The sequence below is a fragment of the Streptomyces sp. NPDC007945 genome, assembly GCF_042958885.1.
Lineage (GTDB): Bacteria > Actinomycetota > Actinomycetes > Streptomycetales > Streptomycetaceae > Streptomyces.
In genome coordinates this window covers 60,637-76,926 of the sequence record NZ_JBIBJV010000008.1, presented here as the reverse complement: position 1 = coordinate 76,926, position 16,290 = coordinate 60,637, and the positions used below count along the sequence as shown (strand labels likewise).

At 72.4% G+C, this 16,290-nt stretch carries 11 protein-coding genes; 3 read left to right on the top strand and 8 right to left on the bottom strand.

What is annotated here, in order from left to right; translation table 11 throughout:
- Positions 1-3: 3 nt before the first annotated feature.
- Positions 4-609 carry a DUF4937 domain-containing protein gene (locus ACFZCF_RS24625; RefSeq protein ID WP_391288813.1) on the bottom strand — a complete coding sequence of 202 codons (606 nt, stop codon included), beginning with the start codon at positions 607-609 and terminating at the stop codon, positions 4-6.
- Positions 610-843: 234 nt separating this feature from the next.
- On the opposite strand from ACFZCF_RS24625, the gene ACFZCF_RS24620 reads away from it, so the two are divergent.
- Entirely contained in the window at positions 844-1,374 is a 531-nt protein-coding gene (locus ACFZCF_RS24620) for a TerD family protein (RefSeq protein WP_391288811.1), read from the top strand.
- Positions 1,375-1,506: 132 nt separating this feature from the next.
- Here ACFZCF_RS24620 and ACFZCF_RS24615 read toward each other — a convergent pair whose 3' ends face one another.
- Together ACFZCF_RS24615 and nrdR are read right to left on the bottom strand one after the other, a co-directional pair.
- Positions 1,507-4,404 carry a vitamin B12-dependent ribonucleotide reductase gene (locus ACFZCF_RS24615; protein ID WP_391288808.1) on the bottom strand — a complete coding sequence of 966 codons (2,898 nt, stop codon included), beginning with the start codon at positions 4,402-4,404 and terminating at the stop codon, positions 1,507-1,509.
- A 174-nt stretch (positions 4,405-4,578) separates the two neighbouring features.
- Complete coding sequence (gene nrdR / locus ACFZCF_RS24610; RefSeq protein ID WP_030495087.1) at positions 4,579-5,085, bottom strand: transcriptional regulator NrdR; 507 nt, start codon at positions 5,083-5,085, stop codon at positions 4,579-4,581.
- A 437-nt stretch (positions 5,086-5,522) separates the two neighbouring features.
- Between nrdR and lexA the strand changes: the two genes are divergently transcribed.
- Positions 5,523-6,311, top strand: a complete 789-nt coding sequence (gene lexA / locus ACFZCF_RS24605) for a transcriptional repressor LexA (protein WP_391288806.1) — start codon at positions 5,523-5,525, stop codon at positions 6,309-6,311.
- A 132-nt stretch (positions 6,312-6,443) separates the two neighbouring features.
- Here lexA and ACFZCF_RS24600 read toward each other — a convergent pair whose 3' ends face one another.
- The 5 genes from ACFZCF_RS24600 to ACFZCF_RS24580 form a co-directional block, all read right to left on the bottom strand.
- Entirely contained in the window at positions 6,444-8,417 is a 1,974-nt protein-coding gene (locus tag ACFZCF_RS24600) for a helicase C-terminal domain-containing protein (protein WP_391288803.1), read from the bottom strand.
- A gap of 50 nt (positions 8,418-8,467) precedes the next feature.
- Entirely contained in the window at positions 8,468-10,291 is a 1,824-nt protein-coding gene (locus ACFZCF_RS24595; protein WP_391288801.1) for an IucA/IucC family protein, read from the bottom strand.
- Positions 10,292-10,350: 59 nt separating this feature from the next.
- Positions 10,351-11,172, bottom strand: a complete 822-nt coding sequence (locus ACFZCF_RS24590) for a GNAT family N-acetyltransferase (protein ID WP_391288799.1) — start codon at positions 11,170-11,172, stop codon at positions 10,351-10,353.
- A 260-nt stretch (positions 11,173-11,432) separates the two neighbouring features.
- Complete coding sequence (locus tag ACFZCF_RS24585) at positions 11,433-13,310, bottom strand: IucA/IucC family protein (RefSeq protein ID WP_391288797.1); 1,878 nt, start codon at positions 13,308-13,310, stop codon at positions 11,433-11,435.
- Between the two features lie 37 nt (positions 13,311-13,347).
- Positions 13,348-14,772 carry a diaminobutyrate--2-oxoglutarate transaminase family protein gene (locus ACFZCF_RS24580; RefSeq protein ID WP_388449484.1) on the bottom strand — a complete coding sequence of 475 codons (1,425 nt, stop codon included), beginning with the start codon at positions 14,770-14,772 and terminating at the stop codon, positions 13,348-13,350.
- A 328-nt stretch (positions 14,773-15,100) separates the two neighbouring features.
- On the opposite strand from ACFZCF_RS24580, the gene ACFZCF_RS24575 reads away from it, so the two are divergent.
- A complete protein-coding gene (locus tag ACFZCF_RS24575) occupies positions 15,101-16,279 on the top strand; it encodes a trypsin-like serine peptidase (protein WP_388449485.1) in 1,179 nt (392 codons plus the stop codon).
- The last annotated feature ends 11 nt before the right edge of the window (positions 16,280-16,290 follow it).

Here is a 16,290-nt window from a genome sequence, read left to right as displayed (position 1 = left end):
CGCTCAGACGGTCCAGGCGGGTTCGAGGCGCACCACGTCCCCCGAGAGCGCGGCCACGTCCGCCTCGGTCTGCGCCCGCAGACCGAGGCGCTCCACCCGCTCCTCGCGGTACTTGCCGTGCTCGGCGGCGGAGTTCCAGAGGGAGAGCACCAGGAACTCGTTCCCGGGCGCCTCCCCGAACAACCCCCGGAGCATGCCCGGCGACCCGGCCATCGCCGGGTTCCACACCTTCTCCTGCATCAGGGCGAAGTGCTCCACCCGCTCCTCGTGGACGCGGCAGTGCGCCACGCGCGCCACGTCCGCGTCGGCGAACTTCGGCTCGAAACCGGTCTTCACGTCGAAGCGGTGATCGAAGAGCCTGACCTGTGCGTCCTTGTACGTGCCGGACTGCGCGGCGGCCAGCCGGTCGTGCGAGCGGGCCATGAAGGAGTCGTAGAAGGCCCGGCTCTCCCAGAAGGAGAAGACGTGCGCGATCTCGGGACGGGCCCGGCTCCAGCCACCGCCCTGCCCCCGGAAACCCGGCTCTCCGAGCAGCCCCGCCCACTTCCGCTGTCCCCGCTCGAACCCTCGACGGTCCACGACGGCGCAGCGAATCCACTTGACCAGCACCGGGCCATCGTACGGGTCGGGAGAGCACCCCGGCAGACCGTCGCCGCAGAGGGGCGACCTCCCGTGATCGCTCGTCAGGAACCGTTCCGTTCCGGCCAGTCGGGCGCCGGATTCCGGGCGGGTACGCGCCCCGCGGGAGGGCACAGTCGGCCCGGCTGTCGTACGTGCGTGACACCATGAGGGGAGACCCGGGGCGAAGGGTCCCCACGGGGACACGGGGAAAGGGGAGGCATCGTGAGCGGACTCAGCAAGGGCGTCGGCAAGGTGGAGGTGGCGCTCAGATGGGATCCGGCGCCGGCGGGCGCGCCCCCGCACGACCTGGATCTCGTCGCCGCCGTCCTCACCGCCGACGATCCGCACGGCACGCCCGCGCAGTTGGTCCACTTCGGCAGCCGCTCCCCCGACGGGACGATCACCCTCCTCCGTGACAGCCGCACCGGGCAGGGATTCGGCTACGACGAGGCGATGACGCTGGAACTGGACCGGCTGGCCGAGCGGTACACCCGCGTGGTGGTCGGCGTGGTGATACAGCAGGGCGGCGGCCGGGTGACCTTCGGCCGGATAGCGCAGGCCTCGGTCCGGGTCAGCGAGGGCTACACGGAACTGATGACGTACGACTTCGGTGGCCTCGCCGACGCCACCGCCGTGACCGTCGTCGAATTCGTCCGCGAAGCCTCGTCCGGCTGGACCTTCCGCCCCTTGCAGCGGGGCTTCGACACGGACCCGCAGTCCTTCGGGTCGCTGATCGGCACGGCGCGGGCCTGAGCCCGCCCGCCCCGGGCAGACCGGGAGCGCGCAGCCGGTACCACGTGCCCCGGCCCGCGCACCGGGGCACGCCGAAGGGGACCGGCCGACGGCCGGTCCCCTTCGTCAGTCACTCCTCAACCGCGCCCGATGTCAGCTGCAGCCGCTGGTCGAGCCGCAGCCCTCGCAGATGTAGCAGGAGCCGGCGCGCTGCATCTTCGTGCCGCAGGAGAAGCACAGCGGGGCGTCGGCGCTGATGCCGAGCTGCATCTCGACGAGCTCCGCCGAGGTGTGCGCCTGCTTCGGGGCCGGGACCTCGGCCTTGACCGCCGGGGCCGGGGCGGCGACGGCCTTCAGCTCCGTGGCGACCGGAGCCGACTGGGCCAGGCCCTCGACATCGACGTCCTCGACCGACTGCTCGTAGGAGCCGGTCTCCAGGTGGCGCTGACGCTCCTCGGCGGAGTGGATGCCGAGCGCGGAGCGGGTCTCGAAGGGCAGGAAGTCCAGCGCCAGGCGGCGGAAGATGTAGTCGACGATCGACTGCGCCATCCGGACGTCCGGGTCGTCGGTCATGCCGGCCGGCTCGAAGCGCATGTTGGTGAACTTCGAGACGTAGGTCTCCAGCGGGACGCCGTACTGCAGACCGACGGAGACGGCGATGGAGAAGGCGTCCATCATGCCCGCGAGGGTCGAGCCCTGCTTCGACATCTTCAGGAAGACCTCGCCGAGACCGTCGTCCGGGTAGGAGTTGGCGGTCATGTAGCCCTCGGCGCCGCCGACGGTGAAGGAGGTGGTGATCCCCGGGCGGCCCTTGGGGAGGCGCTTGCGGACCGGGCGGTACTCGACGACCTTCTCGACGGCCTCGCGGATCGTCGCCTCGGTCTTCGCGGTCACCTCCGCCTTCTCGGCCTCCTTCTTCTTGGCGGAGAGCGGCTGGCCGACCTTGCAGTTGTCGCGGTAGATCGCGAGCGCCTTGACGCCCATCTTCCACGCCTCGAAGTAGACCTCCTCGACGTCCTCGACCGTGGCCGTCTCCGGCAGGTTCACGGTCTTGGAGAGGGCGCCGGAGATCCAGGGCTGGATGGCGGCCATCATGCGGACGTGGCCCATCGCGGAGATGGAGCGCTCGCCCATGGCGCAGTCGAAGACCTCGTAGTGCTCGGTCTTCAGGCCGGGGGCGTCGATCACGTTGCCGTGCTCGGCGATGTGGGCGACGATCGCCTCGATCTGCTCCTCCTGGTAGCCCAGGCGGCGCAGGGCCTGCGGGACGGTGCCGTTGACGATCTGCATCGAGCCGCCGCCGACGAGCTTCTTGAACTTGACCAGGGCGAGGTCGGGCTCGAGACCGGTGGTGTCGCAGGACATCGCGAGACCGATGGTGCCGGTCGGGGCGATGACCGAGGCCTGCGCGTTGCGGAAGCCGTTCTTGGCGCCGAGGCGGATCACGTCCTGCCAGGCCTCCGTGGCGGCGGCCCAGATCGGCGAGTCCAGGTCGTCCATGCGGACGGCCTTGTCGTTGGCGTCGGCGTGCTGCTTCATGACGCGCTGGTGCGGGTCGGCGTTGCGGGCGTAGCCGTCGTAGGCGCCGACGACCGCGGCGAGCTCGGCGGAGCGCTTGTACGAGGTGCCGGTCATCAGGGAGGTGATGGCGCCGGCGAGGGCGCGGCCGCCCTCCGAGTCGTACGCGTGGCCGGTCGCCATCAGCAGGGCGCCGAGGTTGGCGTAGCCGATGCCGAGCTGGCGGAAGGCGCGGGTGTTCTCGCCGATCTTCTGGGTCGGGAAGTCGGCGAAGCAGATGGAGATGTCCATCGCGGTGATGACGAGCTCGACGACCTTGGCGAAGCGCTCGACGTCGAAGGACTGGTGGCCCTTGCCGTCGTCCTTGAGGAACTTCATGAGGTTCAGCGAGGCGAGGTTGCAGGACGTGTTGTCCAGGTGCATGTACTCGCTGCACGGGTTCGAGCCGTTGATGCGGCCGGACTCGGGGCAGGTGTGCCAGTGGTTGATCGTGTCGTCGTACTGGATGCCCGGGTCGGCGCAGGCCCACGCGGCCTCGGCCATCTTGCGGAAGAGCGCCTTGGCGTCGACCTCCTCGATGACCTCACCGGTCATGCGGGCACGCAGGCCGAACTTGCCGCCGGACTCCACGGCCTTCATGAACTCGTCGTTCACGCGGACGGAGTTGTTGGCGTTCTGGTACTGGACGGACGTGATGTCGTCGCCGCCCAGGTCCATGTCGAAGCCCGCGTCGCGCAGCGCGCGGATCTTCTCCTCCTCCTTGACCTTGGTCTCGATGAAGTTCTCGATGTCCGGGTGGTCGACGTCGAGGATGACCATCTTGGCGGCACGGCGGGTGGCACCGCCGGACTTGATGGTTCCCGCGGAGGCGTCGGCGCCGCGCATGAAGGAGACCGGGCCGGAGGCGTTGCCGCCGGAGGAGAGCAGCTCCTTGGAGGAGCGGATGCGGGAGAGGTTCAGGCCGGCGCCGGAGCCGCCCTTGAAGATCATGCCCTCTTCCTTGTACCAGTCGAGGATCGACTCCATGGAGTCGTCGACGGACAGGATGAAGCAGGCGGAGACCTGCTGGGGCTGCGGCGTGCCGACGTTGAACCAGACCGGCGAGTTGAAGCTGAAGATCTGGTGGAGGAGGGCGTAGGTGAGCTCGTGCTCGAAGATCTCCGCGTCAGCGGGCGAGGCGAAGTAGCCGTAGTCCTCGCCGGCCTTCGTGTAGGTCTTCACGATGCGGTCGATGAGCTGCTTCAGACCGGTCTCGCGCTGCGGGGTGCCGACGGCCCCGCGGAAGTACTTGCTGGTGACGATGTTGACCGCGTTCACCGACCAGAAGTCGGGGAACTCGACGCCGCGCTGCTCGAAGTTGATCGAGCCGTCGCGCCAGTTGGTCATGACGACGTCCCGGCGCTCCCAGTTCACCTCGTCGTACGGATGCACGCCGGGGGTGGTGTGGATGCGCTCGATCCGCAGGCCCTTGCTCGCCGCCTTGGCTCCCTTGGTGCGGGAACCACGTGCCGGGCCGCTCGCCGTCTCTGTCATGCCGCCTCCCATATACGGGCAAAACACCCTTTGGCGCCCAGATAATCCCAGAGCACCGTCTTCTGTACTACGTTCTGTACTGCTTGACCCGCGGGCGCCGCACGGGTCACCCGGGGCAGGTCTGCACGGCCGCACCGCGGCCGGTGGCCGGGCCCCCACGGGCCCGGGTCGCCGTCAGTCGGCGGCGCCGGCGGGAACGGGCACCTCGGGGGTGCCGGTCCCGCCGTTCTCAGCGGGAGGCCGCACGCGGAGTTCCGCGATGGCGGCCTCGAAGTCCTCGAGTCCCTCGAAAGCCTTGTACACGGACGCGAAGCGCAGGTACGCGACGAGATCGAGCTCCTGCAGCGGCCCGAGGATGGCCAGGCCCACGTCGTGGGTGGTCAGCTCGGCACTGCCGGTGGCGCGCACCGCCTCCTCGACCCGCTGGCCGAGCTTGGCCAGGGCATCCTCGGTGACCGGCCGCCCCTGGCACGCCTTGCGCACGCCGGAGATGACCTTGGTGCGACTGAAGGGCTCGGTGACGCCGGAGCGCTTGACCACCATCAGCGAACAGGTCTCCACCGTGGTGAAACGGCGGGCACAGTCCGTGCACTGGCGGCGACGTCGGATCGACGTGCCGTCGTCGGTGGTGCGGCTGTCGACGACGCGGCTGTCGGGGTGCCTGCAGAAGGGGCAGTGCATTGGTTACGACCCTCTCCTCATGGCACGACTGACAGCCTCGGTCGACCCGTCAAGGCCCTCGAAGCGACCACCAGCATAGGCGATGGACGGCACCCCGGCAGACCGGGGACCACTATCCCTGGGTGGCCGGTGACATCCAACCACTAGATCTTGGGTTCAGGGGGTTGCGACACCCCCAGCGTGTCGCGGCACCCCGGAGCCGGTTCCGCGGCCGGCGGATGGGAGACTGGGAGGGCGCGCCGGAGTCCGGAAACCCAGCGGCGAAGGCTACCGTAAGGGCCGGATCGACCCCGGAGGGCCTCCCCCCCCCATACACCCACACCCGCACACACGTAAGGCAATCTGCGGTTTTTCACTCGAACGTGTGTTTGGCGCAACCTTTCGAAAGCTACTACCGTTGTGCCAGCCAGGGAGACCATTCGAGAGGGGCCGACGACGTGACCACCACCGCAGACAGTGCCACCATCACCGCCCAGGACCGCTCCCAGGGCCGACTCGAGCCGGTGCACTCCATGAACGACACAGCCATGAACGGCGAAGAGCCCGGGCGTCCCGCCCGAGCCCTCCCCGGACGGCCTCCAGGCATCAGGGCCGACAGCTCCGGCCTCACCGACCGCCAGCGCCGGGTCATCGAAGTCATCCGCGACTCGGTCCAGCGGCGGGGCTACCCGCCGTCGATGCGCGAGATCGGCCAGGCGGTGGGCCTCTCCAGCACGTCGTCCGTGGCCCACCAGCTGATGGCCCTGGAGCGCAAGGGCTTCCTCCGCCGCGACCCGCACCGCCCCCGGGCGTACGAGGTCCGCGGCTCGGACCAGCCCACCACCCAGCCCACCGACACCACCGGCAAGCCCGCGGCCTCCTACGTGCCACTGGTCGGCCGGATCGCGGCCGGCGGCCCCATCCTCGCCGAGGAGTCGGTCGAGGACGTGTTCCCCCTCCCCCGGCAGCTGGTGGGCGACGGCGAGCTCTTCGTCCTCAAGGTCGTCGGCGACTCCATGATCGAGGCCGCCATCTGTGACGGCGACTGGGTCACCGTCCGCCGCCAGCCCGTCGCGGAGAACGGCGACATCGTCGCCGCCATGCTCGACGGCGAGGCCACCGTGAAGCGCTTCAAGCGCGAGGACGGCCACGTCTGGCTGCTCCCGCACAACGCCGCGTACCAGCCCATCCCCGGCGACGAGGCCACCATCCTCGGCAAGGTGGTCGCCGTGCTGCGGCGGGTCTGACCACGCCCGCCGGCTCCGACCGGGCCCCGGGATCCACTGCGCCGGTCCCGGGGCTCGCTGTACGACCCGTTCTCCTGGCTCGCCTCCGGCCCCGGCTCCCCGCCGGGGCCGGAGGCATGTCCGGGCCCTCGCTCAGGCGCCGTCCGCCTTCGCCTTCGCGTCGATCGCCGCGAGGGACCTGCGGACCTGGTTGCGGTCGGTCGTGTACCAGAAGTCGGGCATCGAAGCCCTCAGATAGCTGCCGTACCGGGCGGTGGCGAGACGCTGGTCCAGGATCGCCACCACACCCCGGTCGCCCGTCGCCCGGACCAGCCGGCCGGCGCCCTGGGCCATCAGCAGCGCCGCGTGCGTCGCCGCCACCGCCATGAAGCCGTTGCCCCCCGCCTCCTCGACCGCCTTCTGGCGCGCGCTCATCAGCGGGTCGTCCGGGCGCGGGAAGGGGATCTTGTCCATGACGACCAGCTGGCAGCTGGCCCCGGGCACGTCCACGCCCTGCCAGAGCGACAGGGTGCCGAAGAGGCAGGTCTTCGGGTCGGCCGCGAAGTTCTTGATCAGCTCGCCCAGGGTGTCCTCGCCCTGGAGCAGGATCGGGAACTCGGGAATGCGGGTCCGCAGCTCCTCCGCCGCCAGCTGCGCCGCCCGCATCGAGGAGAAGAGGCCCAGGGTGCGACCGCCGGCCGCCTGGATCAGCTCGGTCAGCTCGTCCAGCATGTCGCCGCGGTCGCCGTCCCTGGCCGGCTTGGCCAGGTGCTTGGCGACGTACATGATCCCCTGCTTCGGGTAGTCGAACGGCGAGCCGACGTCGATGCCCTTCCAGACCGGCAGGTCGTCGCCGGTGGTCCCCTCGGGCGCGAGGCCGAGCGAGGCGCCCACGCCGTTGAAGTCGCCGCCGAGCTTCAGCGTGGCCGAGGCGAGGACGACGGAGCGCTCGGCGAACAGCTTCTCCCGCAGCAGCCCGGAGACCGAGAGCGGCGCGACCCTCAGCGAGGCGCCGAAGCGGTCGTGGCGCTCGTACCAGACGACGTCGTACTCGGAGCCGTGGGTGATCCGCTCGGCGACGCCGTGCACGCTCTCGACCGAGGCCATCGCCTGCTTGCGGACCGCGTCCTCGTCCTGCACCGAGCGGTCCCGGGTGTTCCCCAGAGCGGTGATCACCGTGCGGGCCGCGTCCCGCAGCGCCGCCAACGCGTACCCCAGGTCCTCCGGGATCTTCTCCAGGCGGCCCGGCAGGGCGAGCTCCATGACCCGCTCGAAGCCCTCCGCGGCGGTCTGGAGCTCGTCGGCGACCTTCTCGTCCACCAGCTTGGCGGCCCGGCGCACGGCCCGGTTCACCTGGCCCGGCGTGAGCTCACCGGTGGCCACGCCGGTGACCCGGGAGACCAGCTCGTGCGCCTCGTCGACGATCAGGACCTCGTGCTGCGGCAGCACGGGAGCGCCCTCGATCGCGTCGATGGCGAGCAGGGCGTGGTTGGTGACGACCACGTCGGCGAGCTTGGCGCGCTCACGGGCCGCCTCGGCGAAGCACTCCGCCCCGTACGCGCACTTGCTCGCGCCGAGGCACTCCCGGGAGGAGACCGAGACCTGCCCCCAGGCCCGGTCGGAGACGCCGGGCGTCAGGTCGTCCCGGTCGCCGGTCTCCGTCTCGTCCGCCCAGTCGCGCAGCCGGAGCAGGTCCTGGCCGAGCTTGCTGGTGGGCGCGGCCGCCTCGAAGGGGTCGAAGAGGCCCTCCTCCTCGTCCTGGGGCACCCCCTCGTGGAGGCGGTGCAGGCACAGGTAGTTCGACCGGCCCTTGAGCATGGCGAAATGGGGGCGGCGGCGCAGCTGCGGGTGCAGCGCCTCGACCGTCCTCGGCAGGTCACGCTCGACGAGCTGGCGCTGGAGCGCCAGCGTGGCCGTGGCCACCACCACTCTCTCCCCGTGCGCGAGCGCCGGCACGAGGTAGCCGAGCGACTTTCCGGTGCCGGTGCCCGCCTGGACCAGCAGGTGGGAGTTGTCGTCGATGGCCTCGGCCACGGCCTCGGCCATGGTGACCTGGCCGGGGCGCTCCGTGCCGCCGACGGCGGCGACGGCGGCGTGGAGGAGGTCGGGGAGGGATGGCTTCGTCATAGCGTTCCCAGCCTACGGGTCCGCACCGACAGCGGAGGCACTCCTCCGGGTCACGCGAGGGGGTTGGGGACGGTGCCGTGGACGGCGGCGTGCGGGCGGTCGGGGCGGTCGCGGTAGCCGTCCATGTGCAGCCGGTTGCGGTTGAGGCAGAGCCGTTCGATCCGGGGGGTGAGCAGGTCGAAGAGCTCGAAGCGCTCCTTCAGCTCCGGGAAGCGCGCCTGGTGGCGGAGGATCTCGGCGCGGACGAGGCTCCAGAAGTCCGCCTCGGGGACGCCGAGTTGTTCCTCGCACAGTGGGGCGAGGTAGCGGAAGACGCCGACGAAGAGCCCCGAATGGATGAACTGGGTGAGGAAGCCGGGCTCCTCGGTGAGGAGGACGGCGCGGACGTCCTCGGGCATCGTGGCGTGCTCGGGGAGCGGGTGGGCGCTGATGTTGACGTCGTCGACGAAGTCCTTGATCGCCAGGCGGACGGGGACGTCCTGCTCGTCGTAGACGACGATCGCGTTCTCGCCGTGCGGCGAGAAGACGGTGCCGTAGCGGTAGAGGAAGTGGAGCAGCGGCGGCAGCAGGGCGGCGAAGAGGCGCCGGAGCCAGACGGCGGGGGTCAGGCCGGAGCGCGCGACGAGTTCGGCGACGAAGGCGCGGCCCGCCGGGTCGGTGTGGAGCAGGGAGGCGAGCGTGCGGGCGCGCTCGCCGGGCGGCAGTCGCAGGGGTTCGCGCCAGATCGCGCCGAGCAGTTCCTTGTACTGGTACGGGACTTCGGGGAGCCGGTCGTAGAGGGGGTGCTCCACGGTGACGGAGGCGACCTCGCCGAGGAGGACGACGCCGCACTCCTCGCGGAGGAAGGGGTCGGCGTCGCGCAGGCCGTGGACCCACGCGGTGACGGCGGGGGCGGCGAGGGTGCGTTCGGTGGGGAGGCCGCGCCAGACGAGGGTGTTGAGGACGGAGAGCGGCAGTTTGACGGTGTGCCGGTCGGGACGGCTGGTGTTGAGGAAGGTGCGGATGGACTGCTGCGGCAGGCGGAGGTCGGGGTCGGCGGGGAGCGGGACGATGGCGCCGGAGGCGATGGCCGGGGCGTAGAGCGGGAGGAGGACCTCGTCCCACTGCCACGGGTGGACGGGGAGGAACAGGTACGCGTCCGGGTCGAGGCCCCTGGCGGTGAGCTCGGCGCGGAAGGCGTCGAGCACGGGGGCCTCGAGTTCGCCGGCGTAGAGGCGCTCGGGGGTGGCGAGCCCCGCGACGCCGCGGTAGGCGGCGATGCGGTCGCTGACGGCGATCCACGGGAGCCGGGTGGCGCGGCGGGCTTCGGGGGCCCAGCGGGCCGTGTCGCCGGCGGAGAAGCCGATGCGGCCCTTGTTGAGGACGAGCCAGGGGTGTCCGGTCTGGTGTCCTTCGAGTTCGGCGTAGGACAGGTCGGCGAGGCGGTCGGCCGGAAGGGCGGTGTGGTCGAGGCGGGCCTCGGCGGCGAGGGTGGTGGACAGCTCGCGGATGAGGTGGCCGAGGGTGGCGCCGTCGAGGCCGAGGAGCCGGCGGGCGCGGACGAGCAGGTCCAGGGGGTCGGTCAGGGGGCGGCCGTCGAGGGTGATCGTCTCGGGGTCGACGCGCCAGCCGCCATACGCGCCCCGGCGGGCGGTGAAGGCGAGCGGGCTGCCGTCGTCGAGGGCGAGGGTGTACCGGCCGGGGTGGTCGGGGCCCGCGGCGACGGGTTCGAGGATCTCCTCGTAGGCGAACTCGCCGAGGGCCTTGGCGAGGGTGCGGGCGCCTGCGCGGGCCCAGGCGTCGGGGTTGAGCTCGGGGGGCGCGAGCAGTTCGGGGGCGGACGCGGCGGTGGCCGCGGGTCGTCCGGAGGCGTGGGGTGCTGGGGACGTCGTCACAAGGACTCCTCGAAGGGGGAACCGCTGTGGGTCGAGCGGTGTGTCACGGGCAGGGGTGTTCACAGGACGTGACGGTGGGACCTGTCACGGATCATGAGCGCGGCCCGTTTGTCGGGGAGGTCGATCTCCGCCGCGTAGCGGAATCCGGCGCTGAGGAAGGCCGCGACGGAGGGGGTGTTGCGGAGGTCGGGTTCGGCGACGACGCGGGTGCAGCGGGGCCGGTGGTCGAGGACGAGGTCGGCGACGGCCCGCAGGAGTGCGGTGCCGACGCCGCGGCCGCGGTCCGCGCCGTCTCCGAGGAGGAGATGGACGCCCGTGTCGTGCGGGAGGGCCGGGTAGGCCCGGGCGAGCGGGTCGAGATCGGCCCGGTAGATCTCGAAGTAGCTCATCGGGGTGGAGTCGAGGACGCCGAGGCAGGGGACGCTGCGGCCGTCGCCTTCGAGCTGGGCGCGGACGTGGTCGGCGGTGCGGGTCTCGGGCCCTGCGAGTTCCCAGAAGGCGGCGACGGCGGGGTCGTTCATCCAGCGCGCGAGCAGGGGGAGGTCGCGCTCCGGGCGGACGGGGACGAGCCGGAAGGCGCCGAAGCGGGTGGCCGCCGGCGCCCAGGCGGCGACCGAGTCGAGCAGATCGGCGCCGGTGCCGGTGGCGGTGGCTGCGCCGGTGCCGGTGCGGGCGGCGGAGTCGGTGCCGACGGCGGAATCGGTGCCGCTTTCGGGGCCGGTGGCGGTGCCGGGTCGGGAGTCGGCGGCGGTCCTGGTGCCGGTCCCGGTGCCGGATTCCGTTCCGGTACCGGTCCCGGCGCCGGCCCTGGTTCCGGTGCCGTTTCGGGCGAGCAGGGCGACGAGGTCGGCCACGCGGAGGTCGAGGGTGTCGTCGCCCATCGGAGCGTCCGTCAGAGCGCCCGTCGGGGTACCCGTCGTGGTGCCCCGAGGTTCGCCGGTCGGAGTGTCCGCGGGATCGCCGGCCGGATGGGCCGGATCGGCCGGTGGGTGGTCGGTGGCCGGGGTGCCGGCGGTGAGTCTGTGGTCCGGGTGTATGGACATGCGGCGGTCTTCCGTGGGTCGGGTGCGTCCCCCTCGGTGGGTGGTCGGGGACGCGCCGTTGGGCGGGGCGGGCGACGGCCGGTGGGCCGCCGGGGCGGTCAGGCGCGGAGGGGGTTGGTGATCGTGACGTAGACGGACTGGGTGTCGACGGGGCCGACGAGCTCGTCGAGGCCGTGGAGGCGGGTGAGGAGGTTGGCCTTGCTGCGGAGGGTGGCCGCTTCGAGGAGGCGGTGCGGGAGGGGGGAGCCGAGGCCGGTGGCGGAGGTGAGGAAGGACCGGAAGGCCGCGAGGAGGATCCGCTCGTCGGCGAGGCGCTGGGAGCCGAAGGCGCCGATCAGGCCGAGGACGTTGTTGATGCCGAGGTAGTAGGCGAAGCGCTCGTCCGTGACCTGGTCGGAGACGAAGGTGTCGCTGTGGGCGCCGATGCCGGGGAGGCGGCTCTCCAGCTCGGCCCGGTGGGACTCCCGGAAGTAGTAGCCCTGGTTGTCGCGGTAGCGGCCGCCGACGGGCCAGCCGTCGGGGTCGAGGAGGACGAGGGTGTTCTGCTGGTGGGCCTCCAGGGCGATGCCGGCGTGGCCGTCGAGCCAGAGGACGGGGCGGACGACCTGGTCCAGGTAGCGGAGGAACCATTCGGCGGAGACCGCGGCGACGGGGCGGCCCGTACGGCCGGCGAGGCGGTCGACGAGGTCGGCGAGGCGGGAGCCCATGCCGGTGGCCCCGGGTCGGGGGCGGGGCGCGGTGAGGGCCGCGAGGCAGACGGCGTCGTCGCCGGCGCCGAAGGGGTTGTGCCGGATCATCAGGTCGAGCCCGGGGACGGGGGTCCCGTCGGGGGCGTCGACGGCGAGCCAGGCGGGGTCGCGGACGACGTCGAAGCCGGGGTGGACGGCCTGCCACTCGTCGACGAGGCCGGTGCGCAGCAGGCGGTGGACCTCGACGCCGCGGTGGAGTTCCTTGCGGAGGTTCTCGCGGCGGGAGTTGGTGATGCGCAGGCCGAGGGAGAGCTTGAGCATGGCGCGGGCGCCCGGGCGGTGGACGGTCCGGACGGAGGACGTGGGGTGCCAGTGGCTTCCGTGGGGCCCCAGGTCGTGGAGGAGGCCCCGGTCGAGGAGGGCGCGGACGTCGGGGCGGTGGCGGAGCTCGCGGGCCTGCCAGGGGTGCAGGGGCAGGGGGGCGGTGCCGGTGGGGTGGGCGAGGCCTTCGGCGAGGCCGGCGGCGAGCTGCTCGGCGGTGACGGGGCGGCCCTGCTCGGTCCAGGCGGAGTCGGAGGCGAGGAGGGCCTGGTCGACGGCGAACCAGTGGAGCGGGAAGGCGCCGTGGAGTTCGGGCGAGTAGAGGCGGGACTCGGCGTCGGAGAGGCCTTCGCGGCTCTTGGGGGTGGGGTGGAGCGGGTGGCCGAGGAGGAGGGACTGCTCGGCGGCGAGGAAGAGGTCGGCGTCGGGGCGGGGCCGGGGGTCGCGGCGGCGGGCGGTGAGGAAGTCGGCCGTGCGGCGGGCGGAGTCGGCGACGCGGCCGACGAGTTCGGTGGCCTCGGGGCGGCCGGTCTCGCGGCTGAGGAGGGCGGCGAGGGTGACGGCGTCGACGGCCGGGGCGGTGGAGGGGAGGCCTTCGAGGGTGGGGCTGCCGAAGCGGTGCCAGCCGGTGGGCGACCAGTAGGCGACGGGAACGAGGAGGGCGGTTCCGCTGGCGTCCAGGGGGATGCGGAGGGTCGCGGTGTCGGGCGCGGGGAGGTTCTTCTCGCGGACCCAGCAGCGGAGCAGGTTCTCCAGGGCGGCGGCGTCGGCCGCGCGCTGCGGGTCGGGGTCGTCCAGCGGGTCGGCGGCGGGGGCGCCGGGGTGGTGCGGAGCGCCGGCCGGGGAGTCTCCGGGGCGGGACGGCCGGAGGGACGCGGAGCCGGGGTGCTGGCGCGGGACCGTGGATTCCTCGGCGTCGGGGTGGGTCTCGGGCGCGGTCAGCTGGGAGGTGGGGGTGGCGTTCACGCGGGTTCCTTGGGGAGGGGGCCGGGGGCGGTCCGGGTCAGTGGGACGGCCCGGGGGCGGTCCGGTGGGGGGCGGGCGGGCGGGGGACGTGGGCCCGTTCGGCGGCGGCGAGGGCGTCCGCGAAGCGGTCGAGGACGGCGGTGGCCTGCTCGTCGGTGAGGGTGAGCGGCGGGAGGAGCCGTACGACGGCGGAGTGGCGGCCGCCGAGTTCGACGATGAGTCCGCGGTCGAGGCATTCCTGCCGGACGGCTCGGGCGAGGGCGGGGGCCGGGGGCGGGACGGTGTCGTCGGGGCCCGCGGCCTCGGGGTCGACGAGCTCGACGCCGATCATGAGGCCGCGGCCCCGGACGTCGCCGACGCAGGGGTGGGCGGCCTGGAGGCCCTGGAGCCGGCCGAGCATGTGGGCGCCGAGCGTGGCGGCCCGGTCGGCGAGCCGGTTCTCGCGGACGTACGCGAGGGTGGCGGTGCCGGCGGCCATGGCGAGCTGGTTGCCGCGGAAGGTGCCGGCGTGGGCGCCGGGTTCCCAGGCGTCGAGCCCGGAGCGGTACACGACGACGGCGAGCGGGAGGGAGCCGCCGATGGCCTTGGAGAGGACCATGACGTCGGGGACGACGCCGCTGTGTTCGACGGCCCAGAAGGTTCCGGTGCGCCCGACGCCGGTCTGGACCTCGTCGACGACGAGGGGGATGGAGTGCCGGGCGGTGAGGGTCCGCATGCGGCGCAGCCAGGCGTCGGGGGCGGGGAGGACGCCGCCCTCGCCCTGGACGGCCTCCACGATCATCCCGGCGGGGGTGGTGACGCCGCTCTTCGGGTCGTCGAGGAGGGACTCGGTCCACCGGGCGGAGAGTTCGGCTCCTCGCTCGCCGCCGACGCCGTAGGGGCAGCGGTACGACTGCGGGTACGGGAGGCGGGTGACGCGGACGTCCTCGGCGCCGCCGGAGACGGCGAGGGCCCCGGCGGTCATCCCGTGGTAGGCACCGGTGAAGGCGAACAGGCCGCGGCGGCCGGTGGCGGTGCGGACGAGCGTGAGGGCGGCCTCGACGGCGTCGGTGCCGGCGGGTCCGCAGAACTGGACGCGGGCGTCGGCGGCGAGCTCCGGCGGGAGGGTGGCGAAGAGCTCGGAGGTGAAGGCGTCCTTGACGGGGGTCGCGAGGTCGAGGACGTGGAGGGGGGCGCCGGATTCGAGGACCTTGCGGATGGCTTCGAGGACGACCGGGTGGTTGTGGCCGAGCGCGAGGGTGCCGGCGCCGGAGAGGCAGTCGAGGTAGCGGCGGCCGTCGGCGCCCTCGATGGTGAGGCCGCGGGCCCGGACCGGGACGATCGGCAGCGAGCGGGCATAGGTGCGGGCGGCGGACTCGCGCTGGGCCTGCCGCCGCAGGATCGCTTCGTATCCGCCTCCGGCCGCCGTCCCGTACCCCCGCCGGGTGGGGGCGCTGGCTGAAGCTGATTCGGTAACGGCCACGGCTCGCTGTCCTCCCGCGATAACGGTTGCGTTGCACATCGACGGGGCGTCCGGACGTGCTCGAAGGCCGCTTCGAGCACCGCCGTTGTGTCCCCCGCCCGTACCAACGACGGGAGCAGCCGGGGAACACGGTCCGACGGCAAGATCCTTGGCGTGTCCCGGATCACGGCATGACAACGGCCGCACCGGCTCCGGAACCGCCGCCGGGGCGCGTACCGTCCCCTCCGGCACCGGCATAGTGGGGGCGTCGTTCCCGCGTCCGGTCGGACGCGCGTGCGACCGATGCCCAGATATGCACCAGTTGACGTAGTCCCAGGGGGATCACGAGATGCGATCGATTCGTCCGCTGCTGATGGCGGCGTCCGCCGTCGCGGCGCTGACGCTCACCGCGACGGCCTGCGGGCCGACCGAGGAGAACGCAGGAGACAAGCCCAGCGCGCCGGCGAGCGAGAACCCGGTCGACAAGATCAAGATTCCGGAGGACCTGAAGCAGCGGCTGAAGGACCACGGGATCGACGTCGACAAGTGGCGCGACGGCGAGTGGAGGAACTGGGACAAGGACAAGTGGCTTCGCGAGGCGAAGGACTTCGTCAACCCGATCATCGAGGACCTCTGGGACCCGGACCGGATGCGCGACGCCGAGCGCCCCGAGCCGCGACCGGTCGAGGAGGAGGACATCTCGGGTGACGAGGGCGTCACCGACCCGACGCCGGACCCGGTGAAGGCGAAGGCGGTGCCCGCGAAGTACCACGCGAACTCGCCGGCGTCCGGCAAGGTCTTCTTCGACGGTCCCGACGGTTCGATGGTCTGCTCGGCCACCGTGGTGAAGGACCCGGCCCACCCCGGCAAGTCCAACCTGGTGTGGACGGCCGGCCACTGCGTCCACAAGGGCAAGGAGGGCGGCTGGTACCGCAACATCGCCTTCGTCCCCTCCTACAACGACGCCGCGATGGAGACCTCCGCGCTGGAGAAGGCGACGCGCGAGCAGATCGCCCCGTACGGCGTGTGGTGGGCGGACTGGGTGAAGACCTCCGACCAGTGGATCGCGCAGGGCGCGTCCACCGGCGGCGCGGGCGCCCCGTACGACTTCGCCGTCATCCAGGTCACCCCGGAGAAGGGTTCGTCCGGCAAGTCCCTGGAGGAGACGGTCGGTACGGCCCTGCCGGTCGAGTTCAACGCCCCGGCCGTCCCGAAGATCAAGGACATGACGGCGACCGGCTACCCGGCGGCGCCGCCGTTCGACGGTCAGAAGATGTTCCGGTGCGCGGACAAGCCCGGCCGGCTCTCGCTGAAGGCGGAGCAGCCGACGATGTACCGCATCGGCTGCACGATGACGGCCGGTTCCTCCGGCGGCGGCTGGGTCGCCCAGGGCCGGGACGGGAAGCCCGCCCTGGTGTCGAACACCTCGATCGGCCCGTCGACGGCCGGCTGGCTGGCGGGGCCGCGTCTCGGTCCCGAGGCCAAGGCGATCTTCGACGAGGTCAGCAAGAAGTACGCCGGCCGGTAGGCCGGTGCGCG